The 25,519-nt window shown below is 67.0% G+C and carries 29 protein-coding genes; 14 read left to right on the plus strand and 15 right to left on the minus strand.

Features of this window, described 5'->3' with window-relative positions:
- Nucleotides 1-4: 4 nt before the first annotated feature.
- The 5 genes from HLAC_RS03365 to tpiA all read right to left on the minus strand — a co-directional run bounded on the left by HLAC_RS03365 (nucleotide 5) and on the right by tpiA (nucleotide 5,231).
- Nucleotides 5-757: an acyl-CoA synthetase family protein gene (locus HLAC_RS03365; RefSeq protein ID WP_012659913.1), complete on the minus strand. Its 753-nt coding sequence runs from the start codon at nucleotides 755-757 to the stop codon at nucleotides 5-7.
- Between the two features lie 84 nt (nucleotides 758-841).
- The gene (locus HLAC_RS03370) at nucleotides 842-1,162 is read right to left on the minus strand and encodes a cupin domain-containing protein (RefSeq protein WP_012659914.1); all 321 of its coding nucleotides are present in this window, start codon (nucleotides 1,160-1,162) and stop codon (nucleotides 842-844) included.
- Between the two features lie 54 nt (nucleotides 1,163-1,216).
- Entirely contained in the window at nucleotides 1,217-2,377 is a 1,161-nt protein-coding gene (gene dnaJ / locus HLAC_RS03375) for a molecular chaperone DnaJ (RefSeq protein WP_012659915.1), read from the minus strand.
- Between the two features lie 53 nt (nucleotides 2,378-2,430).
- The gene (dnaK, locus tag HLAC_RS03380; protein ID WP_012659916.1) at nucleotides 2,431-4,365 is read right to left on the minus strand and encodes a molecular chaperone DnaK; all 1,935 of its coding nucleotides are present in this window, start codon (nucleotides 4,363-4,365) and stop codon (nucleotides 2,431-2,433) included.
- 221 nt (nucleotides 4,366-4,586) lie between these two features.
- Entirely contained in the window at nucleotides 4,587-5,231 is a 645-nt protein-coding gene (gene tpiA, locus HLAC_RS03385) for a triose-phosphate isomerase (RefSeq protein ID WP_012659917.1), read from the minus strand.
- A gap of 102 nt (nucleotides 5,232-5,333) precedes the next feature.
- Between tpiA and HLAC_RS03390 the strand changes: the two genes are divergently transcribed.
- Both HLAC_RS03390 and HLAC_RS03395 read left to right on the plus strand, forming a co-directional pair.
- Nucleotides 5,334-6,122: a DICT sensory domain-containing protein gene (locus HLAC_RS03390; protein WP_012659918.1), complete on the plus strand. Its 789-nt coding sequence runs from the start codon at nucleotides 5,334-5,336 to the stop codon at nucleotides 6,120-6,122.
- Nucleotides 6,119-6,538, plus strand: a complete 420-nt coding sequence (locus HLAC_RS03395; RefSeq protein WP_012659919.1) for a disulfide bond formation protein B — start codon at nucleotides 6,119-6,121, stop codon at nucleotides 6,536-6,538. The genes HLAC_RS03390 and HLAC_RS03395 overlap by 4 nt, the downstream gene beginning before the upstream one ends.
- Nucleotides 6,539-6,615: 77 nt before the next feature.
- On the opposite strand, the gene HLAC_RS03400 is transcribed toward HLAC_RS03395, so the two are convergent.
- A complete protein-coding gene (locus HLAC_RS03400; protein ID WP_012659920.1) occupies nucleotides 6,616-7,149 on the minus strand; it encodes a multiprotein bridging factor aMBF1 in 534 nt (177 codons plus the stop codon).
- Between the two features lie 168 nt (nucleotides 7,150-7,317).
- On the opposite strand from HLAC_RS03400, the gene aroA reads away from it, so the two are divergent.
- On the plus strand, nucleotides 7,318-8,679 hold the full coding sequence (aroA, locus tag HLAC_RS03405; RefSeq protein WP_012659921.1) for a 3-phosphoshikimate 1-carboxyvinyltransferase: 1,362 nt from the start codon (nucleotides 7,318-7,320) through the stop codon (nucleotides 8,677-8,679).
- Between the two features lie 408 nt (nucleotides 8,680-9,087).
- Here the strand turns inward: aroA and HLAC_RS03410 are convergent, their stop codons facing one another.
- From HLAC_RS03410 to HLAC_RS03435, 6 genes are all read right to left on the minus strand, one after another.
- Complete coding sequence (locus HLAC_RS03410) at nucleotides 9,088-10,110, minus strand: presenilin family intramembrane aspartyl protease PSH (protein WP_012659922.1); 1,023 nt, start codon at nucleotides 10,108-10,110, stop codon at nucleotides 9,088-9,090.
- 608 nt (nucleotides 10,111-10,718) lie between these two features.
- Nucleotides 10,719-11,525, minus strand: a complete 807-nt coding sequence (locus HLAC_RS03415) for a carbon-nitrogen family hydrolase (protein ID WP_012659923.1) — start codon at nucleotides 11,523-11,525, stop codon at nucleotides 10,719-10,721.
- A complete protein-coding gene (locus HLAC_RS03420) occupies nucleotides 11,522-11,950 on the minus strand; it encodes an SRPBCC family protein (protein ID WP_012659924.1) in 429 nt (142 codons plus the stop codon). The genes HLAC_RS03415 and HLAC_RS03420 overlap by 4 nt, the downstream gene beginning before the upstream one ends.
- A gap of 114 nt (nucleotides 11,951-12,064) precedes the next feature.
- Nucleotides 12,065-12,292 carry a DUF7123 family protein gene (locus HLAC_RS03425; RefSeq protein WP_007998354.1) on the minus strand — a complete coding sequence of 76 codons (228 nt, stop codon included), beginning with the start codon at nucleotides 12,290-12,292 and terminating at the stop codon, nucleotides 12,065-12,067.
- 51 nt (nucleotides 12,293-12,343) lie between these two features.
- Entirely contained in the window at nucleotides 12,344-12,526 is a 183-nt protein-coding gene (locus tag HLAC_RS03430; protein WP_012659925.1) for a DUF7525 family protein, read from the minus strand.
- Nucleotides 12,527-12,598: 72 nt separating this feature from the next.
- On the minus strand, nucleotides 12,599-13,630 hold the full coding sequence (locus tag HLAC_RS03435; RefSeq protein ID WP_012659926.1) for a phosphate signaling complex PhoU family protein: 1,032 nt from the start codon (nucleotides 13,628-13,630) through the stop codon (nucleotides 12,599-12,601).
- A gap of 186 nt (nucleotides 13,631-13,816) precedes the next feature.
- Here HLAC_RS03435 and HLAC_RS03440 point away from each other — a divergent pair, with 186 nt between their 5' ends.
- Complete coding sequence (locus HLAC_RS03440; protein WP_012659927.1) at nucleotides 13,817-14,176, plus strand: response regulator; 360 nt, start codon at nucleotides 13,817-13,819, stop codon at nucleotides 14,174-14,176.
- Between the two features lie 75 nt (nucleotides 14,177-14,251).
- On the opposite strand, the gene HLAC_RS03445 is transcribed toward HLAC_RS03440, so the two are convergent.
- A complete protein-coding gene (locus tag HLAC_RS03445; RefSeq protein WP_049933203.1) occupies nucleotides 14,252-14,632 on the minus strand; it encodes a DUF7522 family protein in 381 nt (126 codons plus the stop codon).
- A 147-nt stretch (nucleotides 14,633-14,779) separates the two neighbouring features.
- Between HLAC_RS03445 and aglJ the strand changes: the two genes are divergently transcribed.
- From aglJ to purK, 5 genes are all read left to right on the plus strand, one after another.
- A complete protein-coding gene (gene aglJ / locus HLAC_RS03450; RefSeq protein ID WP_012659929.1) occupies nucleotides 14,780-15,712 on the plus strand; it encodes an S-layer glycoprotein N-glycosyltransferase AglJ in 933 nt (310 codons plus the stop codon).
- A gap of 85 nt (nucleotides 15,713-15,797) precedes the next feature.
- The gene (locus tag HLAC_RS03455; RefSeq protein ID WP_012659930.1) at nucleotides 15,798-16,904 is read left to right on the plus strand and encodes an AI-2E family transporter; all 1,107 of its coding nucleotides are present in this window, start codon (nucleotides 15,798-15,800) and stop codon (nucleotides 16,902-16,904) included.
- A 65-nt stretch (nucleotides 16,905-16,969) separates the two neighbouring features.
- On the plus strand, nucleotides 16,970-18,124 hold the full coding sequence (locus HLAC_RS03460; RefSeq protein WP_012659931.1) for an FtsZ/tubulin family protein: 1,155 nt from the start codon (nucleotides 16,970-16,972) through the stop codon (nucleotides 18,122-18,124).
- A gap of 74 nt (nucleotides 18,125-18,198) precedes the next feature.
- Nucleotides 18,199-18,933 (plus strand): profilin-fold protein, encoded by a 735-nt coding sequence (locus HLAC_RS03465; protein WP_012659932.1) that lies wholly within the window; start codon nucleotides 18,199-18,201, stop codon nucleotides 18,931-18,933.
- Between the two features lie 100 nt (nucleotides 18,934-19,033).
- Nucleotides 19,034-20,197 (plus strand): 5-(carboxyamino)imidazole ribonucleotide synthase, encoded by a 1,164-nt coding sequence (gene purK / locus HLAC_RS03470; protein ID WP_012659933.1) that lies wholly within the window; start codon nucleotides 19,034-19,036, stop codon nucleotides 20,195-20,197.
- Nucleotides 20,198-20,215: 18 nt separating this feature from the next.
- Here the strand turns inward: purK and HLAC_RS03475 are convergent, their stop codons facing one another.
- Nucleotides 20,216-20,467 carry a type II toxin-antitoxin system HicA family toxin gene (locus HLAC_RS03475; protein ID WP_012659934.1) on the minus strand — a complete coding sequence of 84 codons (252 nt, stop codon included), beginning with the start codon at nucleotides 20,465-20,467 and terminating at the stop codon, nucleotides 20,216-20,218.
- Nucleotide 20,468: 1 nt separating this feature from the next.
- Nucleotides 20,469-20,738: a type II toxin-antitoxin system HicB family antitoxin gene (locus tag HLAC_RS03480; RefSeq protein ID WP_012659935.1), complete on the minus strand. Its 270-nt coding sequence runs from the start codon at nucleotides 20,736-20,738 to the stop codon at nucleotides 20,469-20,471.
- A 168-nt stretch (nucleotides 20,739-20,906) separates the two neighbouring features.
- Here HLAC_RS03480 and purE point away from each other — a divergent pair, with 168 nt between their 5' ends.
- From purE to HLAC_RS03505, 5 genes are all read left to right on the plus strand, one after another.
- The gene (gene purE, locus HLAC_RS03485) at nucleotides 20,907-21,524 is read left to right on the plus strand and encodes a 5-(carboxyamino)imidazole ribonucleotide mutase (protein ID WP_012659936.1); all 618 of its coding nucleotides are present in this window, start codon (nucleotides 20,907-20,909) and stop codon (nucleotides 21,522-21,524) included.
- A gap of 146 nt (nucleotides 21,525-21,670) precedes the next feature.
- On the plus strand, nucleotides 21,671-22,087 hold the full coding sequence (locus HLAC_RS03490; RefSeq protein ID WP_012659937.1) for an NADH-quinone oxidoreductase subunit A: 417 nt from the start codon (nucleotides 21,671-21,673) through the stop codon (nucleotides 22,085-22,087).
- On the plus strand, nucleotides 22,087-22,785 hold the full coding sequence (locus HLAC_RS03495) for an NADH-quinone oxidoreductase subunit B (RefSeq protein WP_012659938.1): 699 nt from the start codon (nucleotides 22,087-22,089) through the stop codon (nucleotides 22,783-22,785). Before HLAC_RS03490 ends, HLAC_RS03495 begins: the two co-directional genes overlap by 1 nt.
- The gene (locus HLAC_RS03500; RefSeq protein WP_012659939.1) at nucleotides 22,782-24,446 is read left to right on the plus strand and encodes an NADH-quinone oxidoreductase subunit D; all 1,665 of its coding nucleotides are present in this window, start codon (nucleotides 22,782-22,784) and stop codon (nucleotides 24,444-24,446) included. The genes HLAC_RS03495 and HLAC_RS03500 overlap by 4 nt, the downstream gene beginning before the upstream one ends.
- A complete protein-coding gene (locus HLAC_RS03505) occupies nucleotides 24,446-25,519 on the plus strand; it encodes a complex I subunit 1/NuoH family protein (protein WP_012659940.1) in 1,074 nt (357 codons plus the stop codon). The genes HLAC_RS03500 and HLAC_RS03505 overlap by 1 nt, the downstream gene beginning before the upstream one ends.

Here is a 25,519-nt window from a genome sequence, read left to right on the forward strand (position 1 = left end):
CGGGTCAGCGGACGACGATCTCCGAGAGCGCCATCGTCTTCGGTTCGGGAACGGCGTCGGTCGTGTCGTCCGCGACCACCGCGAGGTCACCCCGCGCGCTGTCGTCGCCGTGTCCGTCGCTTTTGGCGTCCGCGAGCACGGTGGTTCCGCCCACGGACAGCGGCGCGAGCACGGCGGCGGAGAGCGCGCGCGGATCTGCGAGGCTCGTGCGCAACACGATCCGCGTCTCGGAGTCGACGCCGTACTCGTCGACGACGGTTGCGGCCGCATCGAGCGCACCGCCGTGGGAGACGTCGCCGTCGGCGCCGCGAACGAGCGGATCCGCCGGGCCGACCGTGCTCGGCGGCATCCCCGGGTTCTCGCTCCACAACTCCTGTTCCCAGTGGGTCGTCTCGGGACGGTTCGGCGGCCCGCCGAAGGTGGCGAGGTTTGTCCCGGGCGCCGGTTCCGTCGTCGATTCGTCTGCGACGGCGACGAGGACCACGCGATCGCCCTGTTCGATCCCCGCCACGGGATCGAACCGGACCGGAGCGCCGAGCCCAGCGGCGCCTAAAAAGGCGAGCGTCGTGTGGAGCCCCGGCGTCGGCTCGACGGCGACGGTCGACCCCTCACGGGCACCGAGGTAGCGCAACACGTTGGCGGCCTTGTACGCGTTGGTAATCAGGTCGCGATACGTGCGCTCGCGCCCGTCGGCCGTGACGAGTGCGATGTCGCGGCTCCGCCGGTCCCGAGCGAGCAAGTCGCCGACGACGTCCATACGCGGGGCTCGGGGCGGGCGAGACTTAAAAACGCGGAGGCGTTCTCGGGAGTCGCGACCGAGAGCCGGGAACCGGAGCGCGGCTCAGGGCGCGCCAGCGATGACCATCTTCGAGCCGTCCGCGGAGAAGGCCAGATCGCGAGTAGAGTCAGCGTCGACCCGGACCGCATCGCCGGGGGCGAGTTCGACGGTGTCACCGTCGACGGTCAGCGTTGCCGCGCCGTGGAGTAGCACGTACACCTCCTCTTGACCGTCCTCGGCGTGGTCGTGTTCCATCCCCTCCCAGCCGTCGTCGGCTTCGACGACGGTGACTCCGAGCCCCTCGCAGTTCAGCGCGTCGCGGAGGAAGTACATGCCGGGAGCGCGCGGTTCGACGTCGTCGTAGGCGGTCGCGTCGTAGCCCATACTCTGTGCTACGCAACGCGTGTAAGAAAAGCTAGGGGTCGAAGAGATCGGGCGCTAGAAGGAACTCTTCAGCTTCTTGAAGAACCCGCCGCCGACATCGACGTCTTCGCCGCCGGCCTCGGCGAACGCCTCCAGCGCCTCGCGCTGCTCCTCGTTGAGCGAGTCGGGAATCACGACGCCCACTTTCACGTAGAGGTCGCCGCGCCCGCGCCGGCGCAGGCGGGGCATTCCCTTCCCCTTGAGACGGAACGTCTCGCCGCTCTGAGTCCCGGTCGGCACGTCCATCTCGACGCTGCCGTCGACCGTCTCGACCTCGATCGTGTCGCCGAAGACGGCCTGCGGGAAGGAGACGGCCTCGTTCACCCGGAGGTCGTCGCCGTCGCGCTCGAACCGGTCGCCGACGTCGACGTCGACCTCGATCAGCAGGTCGCCGTTGGGGCCGCCATTCTCGCCCGGTGCGCCCTCGCGTTCCATCCGGAGGCTCTGTCCCGAGCGGATCCCCGCCGGAATCTCGACCGAGAGGGTCGCCTCCTCGCGGACGACGCCGTCGCCGCCGCAGTCGGCGCAGTCCTCGCTGTACAGCTCGCCAGATCCTTCACACCGGGGACACGTCGAGGTCTGCTGGACGCGGCCGAGCGGCGTCTGCTGGACCTGCTGGACCTGTCCGCGCCCGTTACACTGCGAACAGGTCTCCACGTCGGCGTCGGGCGGGTGGCCCGCGCCGTCGCAGGTGTCGCATTGGGTCGGTCGCGTGAGTGTGACCTCCTTGGTCGCGCCCTCGAACGCCTCCTCTAAGTCGATCGTGAGCCCGGTGCGGAGGTCCTGTCCCTGACGCGGTCGGTTGCCGCCGCCACCGCCGCGGCCGCCGCCACCGCCGAAGAATTGGTTGAAGATGTCCTCGAAGCCGCCGGCGCCGCCGGCACCCCCCGCGCCGCCGAAGGGACCACCGGCGCCGCCGGGGCCGCCCCCGCCGGTCGCGCCGCGCTTGTCGGCCTCGGTGAAGCGGTCGTGACCCAACTGGTCGTACTGCTGTCGCTTCTGCTCGTCGGTGAGCACCTCCTTGGCCTTCTGGATCGCCTTGAACCGCTCCTCGGCGTCGTCGTCGTCGCTGACGTCCGGGTGGTGTTCGGCGGCCTGCTTGCGGTACGCCTTCTTGATCTCCTCCTCGCTGGCGTCCCGCGATACCCCGAGGACGTCGTAGAAGTTATCGCTCATGCGTTACGGTGAAATTGGTTGTGAATGTTGATCCGGGGACCGATGAACCGGCGTTACGCGTCGTCTTCGTCGTCGACGTCCTCGAAGTCGGCGTCGACGTACTCCTCGTCGTCGGCGTCCGCACCGCCGGGGCCCGCACCGCCTGCACCGCCGGGGCCGGCTGCGCCGCCCATGCCGCCCATTCCGCCGGGACCGGCGCCGGCAGCACCGCCCGCGCCGCCCGGACCGGCCTGTGCAGCCTGTCCTTCGTACATCTGTTTGCCGATCTCCTGCAGCTCCTCGGTGAGTGCTTCGGTGGCAGACTCGATCTCGTCGGTGTCGGCGTCCTCGTCTTCGAGGACCTCCTCGACGTCCTCGATGGCCGCCTCGATGTCGGCGACGAGCTCGTCGTCGTCGAGCTCCTCCTCGTTCTCCTCTAAGAGGGTCTCGGCGCGCTGGATCGACGTCTCGGCCTCGTTGCGGGCCTCGATCCGCTCGCGGCGGGCCTCATCCTCCTCTTTGTGCTTTTCGGCTTCCTCCTGCATCTGATCGATCTCCTCGTCGGAGAGGCCGACACCGCCCTCGATGGTGATCGACTCGGCGTTGCCCGAGCCCTGATCCTCGGCCTCCACGTTGACGATACCGTTCTCGTCGATGTTGAAGGAGACCTCGATCTGGGGGGTTCCGGCGGGCGCCGGCGGGATGCCGGAGAGCTGGAACGCGCCGAGCAGCTCGTTCTCCTCGGCGATCTCGCGTTCGCCCTGGAAGACGCGGACGTTGACGGAGGTCTGGTTGTCCGCGGCCGTCGTGAACACCTTCGACTCCTCCGTGGGGATCGTGGTGTTCTTCTCGATGAGCCGCTCGAAGAGGCCGCCCTTCACCTCAATCCCGAGCGAGAGCGGGGTCACGTCCAGCAGGACGATGTCGTCGACGTCGCCGGAGAGCACGCCGCCCTGAACCGCCGCGCCGAGCGCGACCGCCTCGTCGGGGTTGACGTTCTTCTTCGGCTCCTGTCCGACGAGCGCTTCGACCTGCTCCTGAACCTGCGGCATCCGGGTGGAGCCGCCGACGAGGATGACCTCGTCGATGTCCGACTTGGAGTAGTCGGCGTCCGAGAGCGCCTGCTCGGTCGGGTTGACGGTGCGTTCGATGAGATCCGACGTGAGATTCTCGAACGTCGCGCGGGTGATCGACTGTTCGAGGTGGACCGGGCCGCTGTCGGTCGCGGTGATGAACGGGAGGTTAACCGTCGTCTCCTTTTTGCTCGACAGTTCGATTTTCGCCTCCTCGGCAGCGTCCTTCAGCCGCTGGAGCGCCTGCCGATCCTCGCGGAGGTCGATGCCGTGGTTGTTCTTGAACTCCTTCGCGAGGTGGTCGATGAGCGCCTCGTCCCAGTCGTCGCCGCCGAGGTCGTTGTCCCCGTTCGTGGCGACGACCTCGTAGACGCCGCCGCCGAGATCGAGAACTGATACGTCGAAGGTACCGCCTCCGAGGTCGTACACGAGGACGGTCTGGTCGGACTCGTCGTCGAGGCCGTACGCCATGGAGGCCGCGGTCGGCTCGTTGACGATGCGCTCGACCTCGAAGCCGGCGATCTCGCCGGCGTCTTTGGTCGCCTGCCGCTGTTTGTCGTTGAAGTAGGCGGGGACGGTGATGACCGCCTTCTCGACGTCGTCGCCGAGATACTCTTCGGCGTCGCGCTTGATCTTCTGGAGGATCATCGCCGAGACCTGCTCCGGCGTGTACTCTTCGTCGCCGATCTCGACGGTGTAGCCGTCCTCACCCATGTGCCGCTTGATCGACTGGATCGTGCGGTCGGGGTTCTGGACGGCCTGATTCTTCGCCGGCTTGCCGACGAGTCGCTCGCCGTCGTCGGCAAATGCGACGACCGAGGGAGTGGTCCGGTCGCCTTCCGCATTGGCGATGATCTCGGGCTCGTCGCCCTCCATCACCGCGAACGCGGAGTTGGTGGTACCGAGGTCGATACCGAGGATCTTGTTGCTCGCCATCTTGCTCAAATGTACCGGCTTGTGTCGGTTAAAGGTTACTAGACGGCGCGAATCGGGCGTGCAGTAGATACCGGCGCAGTCATGCGATTTCCGCGATCGTGTGAACGCGTCTCACCGATGTTTTTATATCGATCCGCAAGCGCAGCAGCCGACAGCCGTCGAGGTGCCACGAGTCGGGCGTCGACTGCCGAAGAAAGTCCGCAAACGCCACCTGTGCGCACTCAGATCCCGCTGACGAGGTCTTCGAGCACGGCCTTCGGGTCGTCGGCCTTCGCGACGCCGGAGGCCAACAGGACGCCGGCGGCGCCGAGGTCGCCGGCGGCGACCACGTCGTCGCCGGTCGAGACGCCGGCACCGCAGAACACGTCGACGGCGGGATCGACGGCCTCGGCGGCCGCGACCGCGTCCTCGACGATCCCCGGGTCGGCAGTCGAGACGGAGACGTCGCCGCCGATGAGTTCCGGCGGCTCGACAGCGACCGCGTCGGGACCGAGTGCGGCGGCTGCGCCGACTTGCGCGGGGTTGTTCGCGCAGACGATCGTCTCCAGTTCGGTGCGCTCGGCCGCGTGAACGGAGCCGTCGATGTCGGCGAGCTTCAGGCGATTCTCGGAGTGGTTAATAAGGGTCCCCTCCGCGCCGTTGTCGGCGACGGCCTCGGCGAGCGTCGACCCGGTGTGAGAGCCGTGGGCGTTCGGCGAGACGTGCTGGGCCCACGTCTCGACGCCGGTGTCGGCAACGCGGGCGATGTCGGCGGCCTGCGGCGAGACCGCGATCCGGGCGCCGGACGCTTCGGCGACGTCGCGGGCAGCGGTCGCGACTTCGATCGGGTCGCACGGGTACGCCTTGAGGTTCACCAGAATGAACATACCCACACTCGGTGTCCGCGGCGCAAATAGCTTCATGCTTCGTCGACGATCCGCTGAGAGCAGAAACGACCTTATACCCCGCTACTGTGGTCCCGATAAGGGATGTCCCTCATCGAGCTCATCGCGGGCGTGGAAGCTCACGAGGCCACGTTGACCGTCTTTAACGCCGATCAGGAGGACGCTGAGGCGCTCCGGGAACACTTCGCCGACCGCAACGTTCGGATCGTCGAAGAACGGACCGCGGCCGGTCCGGAGGCGTTCGCCGTGCTCGCGCGCGACGAAGAATTCGTCACGGCCGTGACCGTCGACGAGCTACTGCCGCGACCGGGCGGGGTCGGAGACGGAGAGTCGGGAGACGGTGGGTCAGGAGTCCGATCGTCCGAAGACGGAGCGTCAAGCGGCGGGCGCGTCGGGGAACCGGTGTTGGACCACCTCGACGAGACGATGTTTACCTCCTACTCGCGGGCAGACATGGTGGCCGCGTCTCGCGAGATCGAGGACCGCGCGTGGCGAGTCGGCAACGGCGAGCTTCACGCCGGGTTCCAGACGCTCGACGTGCTCACCGGCGAAGCGGACACCTATGACCTACTCGGCGAGAAGGAGCGGCTCGACGTGCACGCGTACGCCGCGGACGAGGGCAATGCGCCCGATGTTGAACACTACACCGTTCACGTCGGCGAGACCGCCGAAATTCGGGAAACGTGGTTTGTCGCGTACGACGGCGGCGGGTACGACGACGCGAAGTGCGCGCTGCTCGCCGAGGAACGCGCGCCGGGCGAGTTCTACGGATTCTGGAGCTACGACCCCGAGACGGTCGATTACATCATCGACTACCTGAGGGAGCGATACGGCGGATCGGAACAGACGGACGGCGGTGGGGCGATAGTGTGACAGCCCGGCCCTCGGAGACGACCGTTTGGCTGTCGGCTGCGACAGTCGTCGCAACGATCGCGACCGCGGGGAGTCTCTGGTTCAGCCTCGGGCTCGGACTCACCCCCTGTGATCTGTGTTGGTACCAGCGGATCCTCATGTACCCGCTCGTCGTGGTGTTCAGCGTCGCGACGGTCGAGAAGCGACCGGCGGTCCTCCGGACTGCGCTCCCGCTCGTGGGGCTCGGGCTCAGTCTCGCCGCCTACCACTCGTACCTTCAAGCGACGATGACGGAGTGTACGCTTGGTGGCCCGTGTGCGACCGTTCTGTGGCAGAGCCCGGGGCTCGGGCTCACGATCCCGAACCTCTCGCTCGTCGCCTTCGGGGTGATCGCGGTCCTGCTCGTCGGGATGTGGAGAAGCGCCGGACGGCGCTGACAGGGTGACGTTGAAGAAGAAACGACGGCAACCGAGAGCAGGAGGAGAACGGGAGAGATTCCGGCGGTTCTGTCGGGTCAGTCTTTCCGCTTGACCACGTCGCCGAGCGTCATCGTCCCGGCGTCGCCGCTGTCCCAGTCGGCGTCGTCGGCCGACTCGCCCTCGACGAGAGTGATGTCGAGTTCGCTCTCCAGTTTCCGCTGGATATCGTCGGTGGGAAGCGTGTCGCCGCGCTCCAGCTTACGGATGAGGCTCGCCTTCTCGTTGAGCTGGTCGGCCAGCTCTTCCTGGCTGAGCCCGCGGGACTCGCGGGCGTTGCGGATCCGGTCGTCGTAGTCGGTGGCGATCTCGTCCATGTTGTCGAACATGTCGCGCGGACGCGTCGAGCCACCCGACGATCCGGACGATCCGCCCGAGGAGCCGGATGACGACCCGGAGGACGTCCCGCTACTCGAACTCGTGGAGTACTTGCTGCCGCCGGAGCCGGTGGACTCGTCGCGGACCTCGGTACCGAAGTCCGTACACGAGCTACACAGCTCCAGTTCGGCGCCTTCGACCTTCGTCGTCGTCAGCGAGGCCTCGTCGGCGCCACACATCTCACACTGGGGCATACGCGACGGTAGCGCTCCCGATGGTATAAAGGGTACGCCGGCGGGGTCCGGCGAGCGCCCGGGTCGCGATCCGCCGGCGGATCCGCCCGCCAAGCCGCGTCGTCGAACTCGCCCGCAGAATCGTGCCGCGGCCGGTACCCACTTGTCGTCGCGGACGGCAGGGGACGTATGGACGTCAACGTCACCAGTTCGACCGTGCGGGGTACCACTCGCGCGCCGCCCTCGAAGAGCTACACCCACCGCGCGCTGCTGGCCGCGGGGTACAGCGACGGCGCGACCGTGCGCTCCCCGCTCGTCTCGGCCGACACGAAGGCGACCGCCCGGGCCGTGACCGCCTTCGGCGGCGCGGTCGAGCCGGAATCCGGAGAGCGTTTCGACGACGCCGACGCGCTCGTCGTCGACGGATTCGATGGCCGACCCGCCGTTCCCGACGACGTGATCGACTGCGCGAACTCCGGGACGACGATGCGGCTCGTCACCGCCGCGGCCGCGCTCGCGGACGGGACCACGGTGTTGACGGGGGACGAATCCCTCCGCTCGCGCCCGCAGGGACCCCTTCTGGAGGCGCTCGGTGACCTCGGCGTGCGCGCGGAGTCGACCCGCGGGAACGGACAGGCGCCGCTCGTCGTGAGCGGACCGCTCGCGGGCGGCGAAGTCGCGATCCCCGGCAACGTGTCCTCGCAGTATGTCACCGCCCTGTTGATGGCCGGCGCGGTCACCGAGGAGGGCGTCGAAATCGACCTGACGACGCCCCTCAAATCGGCCCCGTACGTCGATATCACGCTCGAACTACTCGACGATTTCGGGATCGAGGCCACGCCGGTCGGCGACGGTGGCGACGCGCTCGACGGCGCGGCCGGTGCGGCGGGCTTCGTCGTCGACGGTGGACAGTCGTACGCGCCCGCGGGCGGGAGCTACACCGTTCCCGGCGACTTCTCCTCGATCTCGTACCTGGTCGCCGCCGGCGCGGTCGCCGCCGAGCCGGGAGAGCCGGTTCGGATCGAGGGCGCCGTGCCGAGCGCGCAGGGCGACTCCGCGATCGTGGAAATCGTCGAGCGCATGGGCGCCGACATCGAGTGGGACCGCGAGGCCGGCGTCATCACCGTCCGGCGCTCCGAGCTGTCGGGCGTCGAGGTCGACGTGGGTGACACGCCCGATCTGCTCCCCACGATCGCCGCGCTCGGCGCGGTCGCCGACGGCGACACCCGAATCATGAACTGCGAGCACGTCCGGTACAAGGAGACGGATCGCGTCTCGGCGATGGCCGAGGAGCTGGAGAAGTTGGGCGCAAAGACGACCGAAGAGCCGGACACGCTGACGGTCCACGGTTCCGAGAGCGACCTCCGGGGCGCGAGCGTCGACGGGCGCGCCGACCACCGGATCGTGATGGCGCTCGCCGTGGCCGCGCTCGTCGCCGAGGGCACCACGACGATCCGCGGCGGCGAGCACGTCGACGTCTCCTTCCCGAACTTCTTCGATGCGATGGCCGACCTCGGGATAGCCGTCGAGCGCGACGGCGCGGGCGAGTAGGGCGCGGCGGCGGTTTATAAGGGCGGTGCGGTGGCGTCGCCGGCGGCTTTGCCGCCGGCTGCAAGCGAGAGCTTCGCTCTCGCCCTGCGTGCCTCTTCGCGCCCATCGGGCGCGAAGCGCCGGCGACGAAGGGAGCCGCGAGGCTGGGGAGGCGTGAGGCTGTGCGGTTGCGGTGCGGGGTGGGACTCAAAGGGGCAGTCGCGAGGACGAAGCACGCTGCAGCAAGCACCGCAGCGAGCAACGCGAGCGAGGAGCGCAGCAAAGCGCGCGAGTCGTCGCGGCTGGGGCTTTGGAGGTGTCCGCTGGCGAGTCATCGATCACGTAGTACCGAGCGGCTGGGGCTTTGGAGATCGTCACCGTGGAGTCGCCGACTACGTATAAAAAGCCGATAGCGACACCCGATTTGACCTATAAGAACCCGGCCAGCCCGACCGCCTCGATCAGCGGGACCCCGGCGACGACGGAGCCGATCAGGTAGCCGCCGATCGCGCCGCCATTTAAAAGCGGGAGCCCGGCGTGCGGCCGTCCCTTGATCACCCAGCTCATCAGGACCAACAGCCCCGCGAGGCTGCCGACCATCGCGAGCAGCGCGGGGAGGTTGATCCCGATCAACGGCATGTCGAGGGCCGCGGCCGGCGAGAACGTCGCCGCGCTCGCCACGAGCACGGTCGGGATCACGGCGTCGCCGAGCCCGATGAAGAACGCGTCGCGGTCCTCGATGTCGGTCGGTTCCGAGACGTCGGCGCCCTCGTCTGCGGATTCGTCGGGATTGTCGAGGTCGTCCGAGTTGGCATCAGGGTCGCCGTCGTCGATCGCGGAGTCGCCGTCGGTATCATCGCCCTCCGACTCCGACTGCTCCCCCAGAAGCGAGTACGAAAGCGACAGCGGAATCACGAGCACCACGGGGATGTTCAGGTCCATCACGCCCTCCGCGAGCGACAGCATGTGCTCGGTGCCGTACACCGAGATCGCGTCGTACACCGCCAGGAAAGCCAACAGCAGGAGGGCAGGCAACAGCCCGAACGAGATGCCGAACAGCCCTGCCGCGCCCGCGCCCATCAACACCCCGGCGGTGTCGATCACGTACCACTCGGGGTACACGAGCAGGGCGACTCCGACTGCGATCGCGGGCACGGCGGCCGCGAGCTGCGAAACGACCGCAGAGAAGACGTACCACGAGAGCCACGCGGAGACGCCGACGATCAGCAGCCGGATCCCTTGATCGAGGTCGTAGCGGAACGCCGCGAGCATCAGCCCCGTCATGGCGATGATCGCGGCGATATACAGGAGGCTGTTCGTCGGGTTATCCGGGTTATCAACTGCCTGATAGCCGCTTTCAGCGAACTCCGGTACCAGCGCTAACGCGCCCAACTGAACGACGAGGAACAGGCCCACAACGAAGGCGACGCCGCGGTACTCGCGGGGGAACATTCGACCGTCGGTTCGGGATCCGAGGGTTTCGTCCTTGCGCTTCGCTCCGGGAACGGATCAATCGCTACCAGACGAGGGTCCGGTGCCGAGAAACGGGATCGGGTACGGTGTGGGAGCGGGTGGACCCGAGCCCGAAAGCCGACGGACGACGGACGGTGGAAGCGAGTCTCCGACCGACCCGCCCGAAAACGGGGTTGGGTCGGCCGGTTTCGTCCGCGGCGTTTACGTGCTCCCCCGACCGCCGTAAGTAGCTATCGACCAAGTTATCGGGTTTGATATTACACCGATCCGGACACCGTCGTCGACGAGCAGCGTAGGGACCAGCGACGCAGTGGTGCGAGGATACGTGGGGCACGGGAATGCGAGGCCACGGCTGTGAGGGGTTCGGAAAGGGGGAGCGGCGAAGGCGAGGAAAGGCGAAGCGGAAAGGTGAACGACGAGAGGCGGGCGGGCGGCGGCCGAACAGCGGACCCCCGGGCTGTCACCGGCGTCGCCGCCCGAGTGGTCGGGACGGGCGCGTGGTTGGTCGCCGAACTCCAACGAGAAAAGCGTCGGACTTCGGCATTGGATCCTTGTCGCTTCTCCCGTATAAATGAGACGGTCCGCAGCTATCGGCGGTCGTGCAGCGCGGGGAACTCCTCGCGCACCGCCGCAACCTGGTCGGGGTCGATCTCGGCGGTCACGGTCGTCGGCTCGTCGCCCGCCGACGCCAGCGTCGTCCCCCACGGGTCGTAGACGGTCGTCCGGCCGCAGAGCGCGTCGCTGTCAAATATGCCGCTCCCGTTGACCGCTGCGACGTACGTCAAATTCTCGATCGCCCGCGCCCGGCCGAGCGTCCGCCAGTGCTCCACGCGCGGGTACGGCCACGCGCTCGGCACCAGCACGCACTCGACGCCCGCCTCGACCATCTGCCGGAACTGCTCGGGGAACCGAAGGTCGTAGCAGGTCGTCACACCGACCTGCACGCCCTCGATATCCGTCATGGGTACCCGTTCGCCGGGGACCATCCGGTCCGTCTCCTCGGAACCGTAGCCGAACAGGTGCCGCTTCCGGTAGACGAGCCGACGCTCCCCGCTCCGGTCGAACAGCACTGCAGTGTTCGCGAGCCCCTCGTCGGCCGGGGCCTCGATCCCGTCGGCCGCGGACGCGGCGAGGTCCTCGACGACGGTCCCCGCCAGCACGTTGATGTCTTCCTCGTCGGCGACCGCGGCGAACCGACTCAATCGGTCGCCGGCGACGCTCTCGGCCGCGCGGGCGTACGCGTCGAACGCGAAGTACCCCACGTCGAACAGCTCCGGGAGCACGACCAGGTCAGCCCCGTCGGCCGCCGCCTCGCGGACCGCTTCCATCGCGGCCGCGACGTTGTCCTCGATAGCGCCGCCCTCGACGCCGAGCTGGACGCAGGCGAGCCTCATGCGGTCGTTCCGAACGACGCTCGCAGGGCGTCTTCTAAGTTGTCCAGCTCCGCATCGAAGTTGCGTTCGAAGAACGACTCGACGCCCGGCAGCCGGCCGTCGACCACGAACTCGTTGGCCAGCTGACAGCCGCCATCGATCTCGGTGATCGTATGCTCGCCGGTGACGCGGAAGGCGCGCGACTTGCCGACGAACTTCACTCGGGTCGGTGGCTCGCGCTTGACCTCCTCCGTCTCGACGGAGATGGTCGACTTGATCATCGGGATCGGGAGCGCGACGTGCCACGTCGCCCGCCCGTCGCCGTGTACTTCGAAGGTGTCGACGACGCTGATCGCTTCTGCGCGCTGCTCGGCGTCCGAGATGAACGCCCACACGTCCTCGGCGGGTGCGTCGAACTCGAACGTCCGGGAAACTCGGACGGTCATACGCTCCCGTTTGGGGCCACGGGGGTTAAAAACACGCGAGTCGAGCGGGGCGGAAGCAAGAACGGGACCAGAATCGGGCGGCGGAAGCAGACGCCGACAGCGAGGCGGGGCGCGTCAGCCTTGCGGAGTCACGCGCCACGTCGTCGACCGCGCACGACCCCACTTCTCGATGTCGACGTCGTCGGATTTTTCGGCGAGACGGGGGAGCCGGGAGCCGACCTGCTTGGCGGTGAGACCGATAGCGTCGGCGATCGTCTTCGAGCGGACGTACCGCTCGCCACGGGTAACGCTGTCCGTGAGGTACGCGAGGATGCGCTGCTCCTCCTCGGTGTACTCGCTCATGTCCTGAAGTAGGCGTCAAACGTCCTTAACGGTTTCTCGTCCGGATCGCACTCAGTCGAAGATCTGGACGGCGACGACCGAACAGACGGCGAAGACGAACGCCGCTCCGAACCCCCAGGCCTTCCCGATCTGCGACGGGTGGCCGAACAGCACGATAGCGCCGACGACCGCGATTGCGCCCAACGCGAGCGCCACGCCGACCTCCTTGTCAGACTCGATGGATGCCTCGCTCATACTCGTCGCTTTGCGGGCGACTACTTAGTTTATGCGAAGGCGGGGACTCGGACTCGAAACGGCGACGCTCGCTCAGATGATCTCGACGTGATCAGAGGGCTCGTTGAGCGCGAGATTCGCGGCGATCTCGGCGTTCCGCATCGCGTACTCTGCGGTGTGCTGGAGGCTGACGAGCACTTCGCGGGTCATCAACAGCGTGTCGTTGTCGAGGTCGTTCGGTAGTTCTCCGAGGATCTCCTGTTCGCGATCCTCGAGTCGGCCGAAGAGATCTCGGCACTCGACCGTGAGGTCGTAGTCGCGCTCGACGACTGCCTGCACGGCGAGTGCGGTGAGGTCGTCCACCTGATCGGTGAACTCCCGGATCTGCCGCATCGTCGCGCTGTCGACGTCGAGCGTGTGGCCCTCCGCCTCCATCACGATATCGGCGATGTCCTCCGCGTTGTCGGCGGTGAGTTCGAGGTTCTTCGCGACCGACCGGTAGCCGATCAGCGGGAACCCCTCCTCTAGCCCGACCGCGCGGGCGAGGTTCGGGTTCTGGTACGCCGTGAAGATGAGCCGGAGCAGGAGCACGAAGATCTTGTTCGCCTGCCGCTCGCGGTTGAGCGCACGCTGGGCCAGATCGGGATTCCCGTGGGCGAGTGCCTTCACCGCCTCGCCGCGCATCGTCGATCCCGTGTTCTCCAAGCGCTCGAGCAGGTTGTCGAGGGTGAAGTCTTCGGGGTCGACCGAACACCGGATCGAGATATCCGAGGGCGTCTCTTCGATGACGCCGAGTCCCATCAGCTGCGTTTCGGCCTTGTAGACGGCGTTGATGTGTTCACTGTCGAGCGTTCCCTCGCTGCGGACGTGGATCACGCGCCGCCCGAGAACGTACTGCGCGACGATGGCGCGTTCCAGCGACTGCGCGTCGAGCCCGTCGGCGTTGATCACCGCTTTCGACTCTTCCGTGCTCACCGACTCCGGCAGGACCGTGAGCGTTCCCTTGCCGCCCATCCGCAGCGACACCTCGTCGCCCTTGTTGACGCCGTGTTCCTTCGCCCACTCCGCGGGGAGGGTCATCGCCAGCGTCGACGGCCCCAACCGCTGGACTTTCCGCGTTTCCATAGACGTTGATACCGCCGGATACACCTTAACCTTGTTCCTATGTTCATTATACGCTTCGTCGAATATACAAGGTGTTCCAGCGCGTCGGTGGCAGTGAGGATCGAGGACTCTCGGCGGCCGGTCGATCGGTCCCGGCCGCCCGTGTCGATCCACGCGTTTATGCCGTTCAGCCGTCGACGGCCACGTATGACCGAGCGGGTACTCGTCGTCGACGACTCCTCGTTTCAGCGGACCGTCGTCCGGGACGCGCTGGAGGATCCCTTCGAGGTGGTCGGCGAGGCGGAGAACGGCGCGGAGGCGGTGGAGCTGTTCGAGGCGTACGAACCGGATGCGGTGTCGATGGACGTCGTCATGCCCGAGATGACCGGAATCGAGGCGACTGCTGCGATCAAGGACCGCTGGGCCGACGCCGTGATCGTGATGTGTACGAGCGTCGACCAGCAGGAGAAGATGATGGAGGCGGTGAAGGCCGGTGCCGACGGGTACGTGACGAAGCCGGTCGACGCCGACGAGCTGGTCCCCGAGATGCAGAGCCACCTCGAGTGAGCGGGTCGCGGTTGGTGGGGGCGGTGAGGTGGAAACGGCGACCATCCCTCGGCGACGCCGGATCGACCGGGTTCCTTACATCGGATCAAACGACCGCAGGATGGATGCGAGCGCGCTCGCGAGTTCCTCGAACCGGTCAATCTCCATCGAGTCGGTCGTTACCCATACCCCGTGATCGTTGGCGATGACGCGCGTGAGGTAGCCGTTCTCGAACACGCGGACCGTGAACTGGTAGTCGCCAAGCTGCGTGTCAGCGTACAGCGACTGCGCGCGGAACCCGTGTCGCTCGCTCTCCGCGAAGCCGACGAGGTCAGCCGTCCGGCTCAGGTCGCTGCGGAGGTAGAGCTGTTCGACATCGTCTTCACTGAAGTACGTGAGGCTCCGCAGCTCGTCTCCGGTGGCAGTCCGCGCCGCGCTGAGCAGTTCTTCGACGCTGGCGTCCGGTGGGTGTTCCATGCTACCATGATCGATCGTCTGATACATGAGCGTATGGGTGCCCACAGAACCGACTGGCTGACGGGTCGGCGATGATCCCGGTCTGCCGGGGACCGGCGCCGTCCCGGAAGGACAGAGTTTAGCGACTCCCCTGATATCGACCCCGTAATGAGCGAGTACGACGACGTCTGCGTCCTGCTCCCGACAATGGACGAGGTCGAGACGGTCGCGCGCGTCGTCGAGGCGTTCCGCAACGCCGGGCTCGACGGTGTCCTTGTGATCGACGGCGGATCGACTGACGGCACGCAGGAGGCGGCCCGCGAGGCGGGCGCGCGAGTCGTCGAGCAATCCGGCCGGGGGAAGGGGCAGGCGGTGAGGGAAGCGGTCCGAGACCATATCGATGCACCTTACGTCGTGATGGCCGACGCGGACGCAACGTACGACGCTGGCGATGTCGACGCGATGCTCGATCCCCTGCTGTCCGGTGAGGCGGTCCACGTTATCGGGAACCGGTTCGCGGACATGCGGCCGGGCGCGATGACGCAGTTGAACCGGATCGGAAACCGGCTCATCAACCTCTCGTTTCGCGCGATCCACGGCGAGCAGTACCGGGATATCCTCTCCGGGTATCGGGCGTTCACCCGCGAGTCGTTCCGCCGGCTCCACCTCACCGCCGACGGGTTCGGGATCGAGACCGAGATGGCGGTCGAGTGCGTGAAAAACCGGCAGTCGGTCGCGGTCGTCCCGATCACCTACCGAGAGCGTCCTGGCGGCTCCGCCACCAACCTCCACCCCATCCGCGACGGCGGCGTGATCTTCCTCGAACTGTACCGGAAGGCGAAGACGAACAACCCGCTGTTCTACTTCGGCAGTCTCGGCGCGATCTCGACGAGCGCCGGGGCGCTTATGACCGGGTACGTGCTCTACGACTGGATCGTCAACGGGATCCCCCACGAGATAATCGCGATCGGCGCCGTCGGGGCCGCAACCTTAGGGATCCAGCTTCTGATCTTCGGATTCCTCGCCGACATGATCCTCTCGCTCCACCGCGAGCAGGTGGCGCGCTATGAGCGTGCAGTCGACGACGGCTCCGATCGATAGGCTTCGCCGGTCGCGATCGATAGGTCTCGGACGCAAACCCGGATTGAGCCCCATATTTTATGCCGGATCGCGGAGAGAAACGGCCATGGACGAAAAGCGGTTCGTCATCGCCCTCTTCGGACTCGCTGTCGGGGCGCTCGTCGGGTTCATCGCCTACCGGTTCGTCGCCCCGCTCACCGTTGCCGTCTTCCTCTACTACTCCACCCGACGCCTCTTTCATCGGCTCGAACGCTTCCGGCTCCCCGCCCGAGTCAGGGCGATGTCCGCGCTGTCGCTGATCGCCGTTCCGCTGATCGGCCTACTGAGCTACACCATGCTGCTTCTGGTGATCGAGGCCCGCCGGTTCATCGAGCAGTATCCGGTCGCCGAGACGGTCGGTGCCGAGAACTCGTGGGTCGGCGATCTCGCCGAGCTGTCGAATCCGACCTTCGACGGGATCATGCAGGCGTATGAGTCCGGCCAGCTCGACCCGCTCATCAACTTCGCGTCAGAGCAGGCGACCCTGCTGGCGAGCACCCTCTCGGGGCTCGTGTTGAGTCTCCTCATCACGATCGTCGTCACCTACTACCTGCTGCTCGACGGCTCGAAGTTTCACGAGTGGCTCCTCACGTTCGACGACGACGCCGTTGTGCGCGAGTACCTGGAGGCGGTCGATGCCGAGCTAGAGGCGGTGCTGTACGGGAACCTGCTCAACGTCATCGCCATCTCGATCATCGCCGTCGTGGCCTACACCGGATACAACGTGATCGCCCCGGAACTCGTCGAGGTGCCGTACCCGGCGCTCGCCGGTGCGCTCACGGGTGTCGCCAGCCTGATCCCCGTGATCGGGATGAAGATCGTGTACCTCCCACTCGCGGCGGTGACCGCGGTCCCGGCGGCCCTCGGCGACGAGATCTCCGCACTCGTGTACGTGGCCGGGTTCCTCGTCCTCGCCGCGATCGTCGTCGACACGATCCCCGACATCGTGCTCCGGCCCTACTTCAGCGGGAAGACCACTCACGTCGGGCTGCTCATGCTCGCGTACATCTTCGGCCCGGTGGTGTTCGGGTTCCACGGGCTGTTCCTCGCGCCGATCGTACTCGTGTTAGCGCTCACGTTCGCCGACACCGCCCTGATACGGCTGCTCGGCGGCGACCCCGAGGAAGTCGGTCCGGAGGTGCCGCGCGGACAGCGCCAACTCGACGAGTTCTGATCGGGCCGCGGGGTCCGGCGCTCGGGCCGAAAGAATAAACGCCCGCCTGACGACCGGGGTGACGTATGCGTGTACACGTTATCGGTCTCGGAGGCGCCGGCGGCCGAATCATCGACCGGCTCGCCGCCGACAGCGACGGGGACCGGTTCCTGCAGGGCCTCAACGCGTTCGACACCGACGCGGCCGCGCTCGACGCCCTCCGGTCGATCGACGAGTCCCGGCGGTATCGCTTCGGCGACGCGGCCGGCGGGGGCGGGCTCGACGGCGACCTCCACGCGGCCCGGCGGCTCGGCGACGCTCACGCCAGCGAGCTCGGCCGAGCGATAGACGATCAACAGCCGTCGCTCGCGGAGGCGTTCGTCCTCGTTGTCGGGCTCGGGGGCGGTGCGGGCGCGGGTGTCGCGCCGGCGCTGGCCGAGGAGCTGACGCGGCTCTACGACGTCCCCATCTACGCCGTCGGGCTGCTCCCGACGCCCGCGGAGTCCGAGCCCGACGAGCCCGGTAAGGCCGATTCTCCTCGCACGGCAGGGGACGACTCCGAGGATCGCCCTCCAAAGCGTCCCCTCGCGGAGAAGAACGCGGCGCGGACCCTCAATGCGCTCTCGGACCGCTGTGCGGCGATCGTTCCATTCGATAACGACGACTGGCTCCGTCCCGGTGAAACGCTCGTCGACGCCCGCGACCGGCTGAACGGGGTCGTCGCCGAGCGGATCGCGGCGCTGTTCGGCGCCGGCGAGGCCGATGACGCGGCCTCGACGCCCCAGCAGGTGCTCGACGCGAGCGACGTTGCTCGGGCCGTCGGCGACGACGGGGAGATCGCCGCCATTGGCCACGCGACGCAGGCGGTCGAGCCGCCCGAGTCGGGATCGCGGTTCGGGCTCGGGCTGTTCGGCTCCTCGGAGCCGGCAGAGGTGGACACGAGCGCCGCGGTGTCGGCGATCGAGACGACGATCCGGAAGGCGGCCCGCGGGAAGAACACCGTCGAGGTACCGGACGGGCGGGCCGACCGGACCCTACTCGTGGTTGGCGGGCCGCCAGCGTGGCTCAACCGCGAGGCGATCGCGGACGGGCGGCGGTGGCTCGCCGACGAGACGGGTTCCGGCGCAATTTTGACCGGCGACGCCCCGGTCCCGGGCGGCGACGAGGTGTTCGCGCTGGTGGTGCGCTCGGGGATCGACGAGTCGACCCGAATCCGCGAGATCCGGGAGTCGATCGCGTGAGGCGGGTTTCCGACATCTCCCCCGTTTTGCCCCCGACCCGAACTCGTTAACCGGGTGAGGTGCCCAGTACGTCCGTGACCACCCACGCCGACCTCGGGCTCGACCTCGACGTGTGCGACACGGATGCGGTCGCCGACCGGCGCGACGAGCTCGTCGCCGCCGTGCGGGACCACGCCGGAACGATCGCCTACCAGCTCGCCAAGCTGCAGGGCGGCGACTACGGCCGACAGGAGCTGTCGACGCCGGGGGGGACATGGACCGTCAAACACGAGGCTGGCGAGCTGGAGTTCCTCCTGTTCTCGCCGAAGTCGGGCTCGGACGTGTACGTGATCTCGACGCAGCAGCCGCCGGACCCCGCGGACCTCGCGACCGCGCTCGACGACTACGCGAACTTCGTCGCGGCGTGGAACGAGTGGGTCGGATCGCTGTCGGGCGTCCTCGACGGTGTGAGCGCCGAGTTCCCGGAGCCGGACTCGACCGATGGGATTGTCGCCGAGCGCGATCGGGTGCTAGACCGCGTGCGCGAGACGTGTTCGGTCATGGCCGGTGAGATCTACCGATACGAGGGCGACAACTACGGGACCTTCACTGCCCGCGTCGACGGCGACCGATGGGAGCTGAAGTGGGATGAGGGGACCGTCTCGTATCTCCGGGTGGGCGGATCGGGCGGCCTCTATATCCTCTCGCAGTACGAGGCGCCGTCGGCGGCCGACGTGCGCGAGTACGCCGACTCGTTCCGGGGGTTCGTCGAAGCGTACAACGAGTTTGTCGCGGAGTTAGAAAGCGATCTCGCGGCGGTCGAGCTATAGACGAAGGGGGGTCCTTTTCAGACGCAGTCTGACCACGAATGTGTGTATTTCGTTGTTCGATGTGAGAATATTTATGCACTAACATCCGGTATCGCCGGCTATGACGATCACTCTGCCGGGACCCACGCTCGGCGTCGTCGGCGGCGGCCAACTGGGTCGCATGATCGGTGAAGCGGTCGCGCCGCTCGGCGTCGATATCATCGTATTGGACCCGACGCCCGGCTGTCCGGCCAGCCCCGTCGTCAGCGACCAGATCGTCGCTGGCTTCGACGACCCAGAGGGGATCCGCGAACTGGCGAGCCGAGCCGACGCCCTGACGTTCGAGATCGAGTTGGCTGACCCGGACCTGATGGCCGAGGCCGCCGCCGAACACGACGTACCCGTCCACCCCGACCCGGACACGCTCCGTACCATTCAGGACAAGCTCGTTCAGAAGGAGGCGCTGGTCGACGCCGGGATCCCCGTCCCCGAGTTCGTCGCGGTCGCCACCGCCGAGGGGCTCGAACGCGTCGTCGAGGAGTACGGCGGCGTCATGCTGAAGGCCCGCGAGGGCGGGTACGACGGCCGCGGGAACGTACCTGTCGACGAGCCCGCGGACGCCGCCGACGCGCTCGACGAGATCGGCGGCGCCGCGATGGCCGAGGAGTTCCTCGACTTCGAGCGCGAGATCGCCGTGATGGGGCTGAAGGGGGCCGACGGCGAGACGCGGACCTACCCGGTCACCGAGACGATTCACCGCGAGGAGATCCTCCGCGAGAGCGTCGCGCCGGCCCGGACGGACGACGCGGTCGTCGCCGAGGCCGAGTCGGTCGCGCGCGACGTGCTCGACGTGCTCGACGGCCGGGGCGTCTTCGGGATCGAGCTGTTCGAGACCCGCGACGGCGAGGTGCTCGTCAACGAGATCGCGCCGCGGCCGCACAACTCCGGCCACTGGACCATCGAGGGCGCGCGCACCTCGCAGTTCGAGAACCACGTCCGGGCGGTCCTCGGGTGGCCGCTCGGGTCGACCGACCTCGTCGCGCCGGCGGTCACAGCGAACGTGCTCGGGGATGTCGAGGAGACGCAGCCCGCGGCGCTGTCGGGCGTTGAGGAGGTTCTCGCGGCGCCCGAGGCCGACGTACACTGGTACGGGAAAGACGACGTGCGCCCGCTTCGGAAGATGGGGCACCTGACGGCGACGGACCGTGATGCTAACGCCGATCGCGACGCCCTGCTCTCCCGATCGCGAGACCTCCGGGACGGGCTGACGTTCCGGAACGCGTAGCTGCGAACCGATCGGTCGTCACGAGTTCCGGTCGATCCACGCGCAGAAGGCGTCGAAGTCACGTGCTCCCCCACTCTCGGCGATGTTTCTGAGCGTTCCTTTCCGAACTTCGTCGTGCAACGGGACCGTGACGTGTCGTTTGTCCTCCTCGTACGTCGGATGCTCGTAGTAGAGCTGTGCGTGGTCGCCGGCGGTTCGTCGCCACTCGAAGCCGCCGCGGTTGACGAGTACCTTCACGACCTCTCGCCCGGAAAACGTACGCCTCGCCACGCTATTCGAGAACGTCGGGCGGCTTCGTGTCTCCGGTCGCGTTCTCCTCGGGATCGATCCCGAGTTCCCGAAGCTCTTCGTCGGTCGGTTCGCGACCGATCTCTCCCCGGTGGAGCGCGACAGCCTCATCGAGGTTCTCTAGCGCCTCGGATCGGGACACGCCCTGCGTCGTGACGCCCGTTCCCACGTCTCGAGCGATCCACCAGTCGTCCTCTCGCCAGAGCCGGATCTCGCCTTCGTGATCCGACCCGTTTTCCGTCGAACTTGCCATTACCGTACAGTTCGAGCGATTTCGTTGATAAGGGTTGGGCAGGCAAACGACTGATACGAGTGTGCTGACCCGCTTCGGTCGCATCTCCGCTCTGCGCCCGAGACGACGGACCGATCCGCAGTCGCCGCATCCGGGAGTTCCTTGTAGCCCTCCGCCGAACCCGCGTCCATGACCACGGTGCAGGACCTGATCGATCGACTCGAAGCGGAGGCGGCGGCCGACGCCGACCCGGAGACCACCCCCGACGTGGGGATCATCATGGGGTCGGACTCGGACCTCCCGACGATGGAGGGGGCGTACGACGCGCTCGACGAGCTCGGGTTCGCCGAGCAGACCGACTTCGACGACGCGCCCGACGCGCGGTTCACCTACGAGAGCTACGTCGTCTCCGCGCACCGGACGCCGGAGCTCATGTACGCGTACGGGGAGACCGCGGCGGCCCGGGGGCTCGACATCGTGATTGCGGGTGCGGGTGGGAAATCCGCTGACCTCCCGAACATGACCGCGTCGCTCGCGTACCCGATCCCGGTGATCGGCGTCCCGGTTCAGGAGAAGTCGGTCGACTCCGTCATCGGGATGCCCACGGGCGCCCCGATCGTCGCGGTCGACGCCGGCAAGTCGTTCAACGCGGGGCTCTCCGCCGCGCAGGTGCTCGCGCGCGAGCACGACGCGATCGAGGAACGGCTGATCGAGTACCACGAGGAGCTGAAAGGCGGCGTCGCAGAGGTGTCGGCCGACCTGCATGACCTCGGAATCGACGGGTTCCGCGATCGGAACGAGCCGTAGTACTGGCTGGACAGCCGAAACGACACCCGACCCCGATCGTTTGTCCGGCTTGCTGGCCGGCGTTTTCGGCGACGTGGGGGCGTTGCGGTGAAGACTCAACGCTTATGAGGGGGCGGTCCAAACCCCAGCACGTTACGGAGACCTATATGAGCGATTGGATAGCGATTGGCGCCTTGGCGGTCGTCGGCCTGGTCATCCCGCTAGCGATGATGTCCGTGTCGGCGTTGCTCCGTCCGAGTGTGCCTGAGACCGGTAAAAGTACCACCTACGAGTCCGGCGAGACCCCGACAGGCGGGACGCGGATCCGGTTCAACATCCAGTACTACATGGTCGCGCTGTTGTTCGTCGTGTTCGACATCGAGACCGTGTTACTGTTCCCGTGGGCCGTCATCTACCGTCCGGCGATCAGTGCGGGCGTGCCGATGATCGACCTACTGTGGCCGATGTTGGCCTTCGTCGGCGTCCTCGCAGTCGGGCTCGTCTGGGCGTGGCGCTCCGGCGCCATCAGCTGGGCCCGGAGTCCCCGCGCGACCAGTCGAAAGACGGAGCGTGACCTCAACTAATGAGCAGCGATCAACCATTCATCACCGACGAATCGCAAGTCGTAACCGAGACCCGCGACAGCCGGATGACCGGGCAGGGAGACCGATTCAACTCCCGTCTTCGCGAGGCGTTCGGCTCCTCGCCGTTCATCCTCACCAAGTTCGATAAGTTCCTGAACTGGTGTCGTGGATCCTCGATGTTCATGCTGCAGTTCGGTATCGCCTGCTGCAGCATCGAGATGATGCACACTTACGCGGTGAAACACGACCTCGACCGCTTCGGGTCGGGTGTCCCCCGTGCGTCGCCGCGGCAAGCCGACGTGATGATCGTCCCCGGGACGATCGTCTCGAAGTTCGCGCCGCGGATGAAGCGCGTGTACGACCAGATGCCCGAGCCGAAGTTCGTGGTCGGCATGGGTTCCTGTACTATCTCCGGCGGTCCGTTCCAGGAGGGGTACAACGTGATCAAGGGCGCCGAGGAGGTCATCCCGATCGATATCCACGTCCCCGGCTGCCCGCCCCGTCCGGAGGCGCTCGTCTACGGCGTCGTGAAGCTGCAGGAGCGCGTCGCCAACGGCGAGGCCGCGCCCGTCACCGTCAAGCCGTACGAGCTGGAGGAGTTCTCCGACCTCGAACGCGACGAGCTTGTCGACAAGCTCGCCGATCAGGTCGAAGACGACGAACTCGTTATGCGGTACAACTTCGCTGATTCACCATGAGCCTCGAACGACCCGACTCCGTCGATGACGGCGCCGGCGAGCGCACTCCCGACGAGCTGGAGGCGCTCTTGGGCGACCTCGTCGTCGACCGCGACGACCACCTGAACGCGCCCGGGTTCGTTATTCGGCCCGACACCGTCCAGGAGACGCTCTCGATCCTGAAAGAGCAGGCGGGATACGACCACCTCTCGGTGGTGTCCGCACAGGAGTACGAGAACCGGTACGAATCGATCTACCACCTGAAGAAGTTCGACGACCCGACCCAGGAGGTCAGCGTCGTCGTCCCCGCCGACAAGGACGACCCCGTCTCCGAGTCGGCCGAGCCCGTCTTCCGCACCGCCGACTGGCACGAACGGGAGGCGTACGATCTGATCGGCATCGAGTACGACGACCACCCCGATCTACGCCGGATCCTACTCCCCGAGACGTGGCAGGGCCATCCCCTCTCGATGGACTACGACCAGGACCGGCCGCAGATCGCTAGTCTCCCGGAGCACGCGAACCCGCTGCAGGAGCACCACAAGGACGCTGAGTCCGACACGATGTTTCTCAACATCGGGCCGCACCACCCTGCGACCCACGGGGTGCTCCACCTGAAGACGGTCCTCGACGGCGAGCAGGTCGTCGACGTCGAGCCCGACATCGGCTACCTCCACCGCAGCGAGGAGCAGATGGCGCAGTCGGGGACGTACCGTCACCAGATCATGCCGTACCCAGACCGCTGGGACTACATCTCGGCGGGCCTGCTCAATGAGTGGGCGTACGCCCGCGCGGCCGAGGACCTCGCCGACATCGAGGTGCCCGAGTACGCGCAGGTCATCCGCACGATGGGTGCCGAGATGTGTCGGATCGCCGCACACATGCTCGCGCTCGCCACCTTCGCGCTCGACATTAACGGCGACTTCACGGCGACGTTCATGTACGCCATCAACGACCGCGAGCGCGTCCAGAACCTCTTGGAGGATCTGACGGGCCAGCGGCTGATGTTCAACTACTTCCGGCTCGGCGGCGTGGTCTGGGACCTGCCGGAGCCGCGCGACGAGTTCTTCTCGAAGACTCGGGACTTCCTCGACCACCTCCCGGAGTCCGTCGAGGAGTACCACAATCTCATCACCTCCAACGAGATTTTCCAGATGCGGACGATCGACACGGGAATCTTGCCGCCGGAGGTCGCCAAGAACTACGGCGCGACCGGTCCCGTCGCTCGCGGATCGGGGGTCGACTACGATCTGCGCCGCGACGACCCGTACGGGTACTACGACGAGCTCGATTGGGACGTCATCACCGAGGACGGCTGCGACAACTTCAGCCGTCTGCTCGTTCGGATGCGCGAGGTCGAGGAGTCGGCGAAGATCATCGAGCAGTGTGTCGACCTGCTCGAAGACTGGCCGGAAGACGAGCGCAACATCCAGGCGAACGTGCCGCGCACGCTGCGTCCGGATGACGACACCGAGATCTATCGCGCCGTCGAGGGCGCGAAGGGAGAGCTCGGCATCTACATCCGGGCCGACGGCACCGATAAGCCGGCTCGGTTCAAGATCCGATCGCCCTGCTTCTCGAACCTCCAGACGCTTCCGGAGATGGCGAACGGGGAGTACATCCCCGACGTGGTCGCCGCGCTCGGTAGCCTGGACATCGTTCTCGGGGAGGTGGACCGCTGATGGGGACGGCACCCGCACAGCTGTTTCCCGAGTTCCTCGTCGACACGTTCGGACTTCCGGGCGTGCTCGGTGAGGTCGTCGCCTCGCTGATCGGGGCGGCGCTCGTCGCCAACATCATCCTCGCGTTCTCCGGCATCGCCGGACCGTGGGCGAAACGGAAGATCACGGCCGCGTTCACCGACCGGATCGCGGTCAACCGGATCGGGCCCTTCGGGCTACTCATTATCCCGGCGGCGGCCGTCCAGCTGCTCGCGAAGGAGCTTATCATCCCCGAGGGGGTCGACCGCCCGACGTGGGATATCGCTCCGATCCTCCTGCCGGCGTCGGCGATGCTCGGGTTCTCCGTGATCCCGATGGGCCAGATCGGCCCGCTGAACATTCACCTCGCCGACCCCGAAGTCGGGCTGGCGCTGGTGTTCGCGTTCGCCTCCATCGCTTCAGTCTCGCTGGTGATGGCCGGCTACGCGTCGAACAACAAGTACTCGCTTCTCGGCGGGCTCCGCGCCGTCGCGCAGAACCTCGCGTACGAGATCCCGCTCATCGTCACCGCGATGTCGGTCGTGGTCTTCGCAGGGACGCTCCAGATAAGCGGTGTCGTCGGGGCGCAGACGGAGACGCTCGTGACGATCGCCGGCTTCGACATCCCGGCGTGGTTCGCGTTCGTGAACCCGTTCGCGTTCGTGCTGTTCCTCACGGCGAACATGGCGGAGATCGGGCGGAATCCGTTCGACATCCCCGAGGCACCGACGGAGATTGTCGGGGGGTACCAGACGGAGTACTCATCGGCGTACTTCGTCCTGTTTTACCTCGGCGAGTTCGTCCACATCTTCCTCGGCGGTGCGATCCTCTCCGTGGTGTTCCTCGGCGGCGCGTCCGGTCCGGGCCCGGAGAGCATCAGCTTCATCTGGTTCGTGGTGAAGGTCTGGGGCTTCTTCCTGTTCACGCAGTGGGCCCGCGCGGCAATCCCTCGCGTCCGGATCGATCAGCTGATCGAGATCGGCTGGAAAGGGATGTTAGTGCTGTCGTTCGCGAACCTGGTGCTCACGGCCGTAATCGTGGGGGTGATCGCCTGA

This window comes from Halorubrum lacusprofundi ATCC 49239 (assembly GCF_000022205.1).
GTDB classification, from domain to species: Archaea; Halobacteriota; Halobacteria; order Halobacteriales; family Haloferacaceae; genus Halorubrum; species Halorubrum lacusprofundi.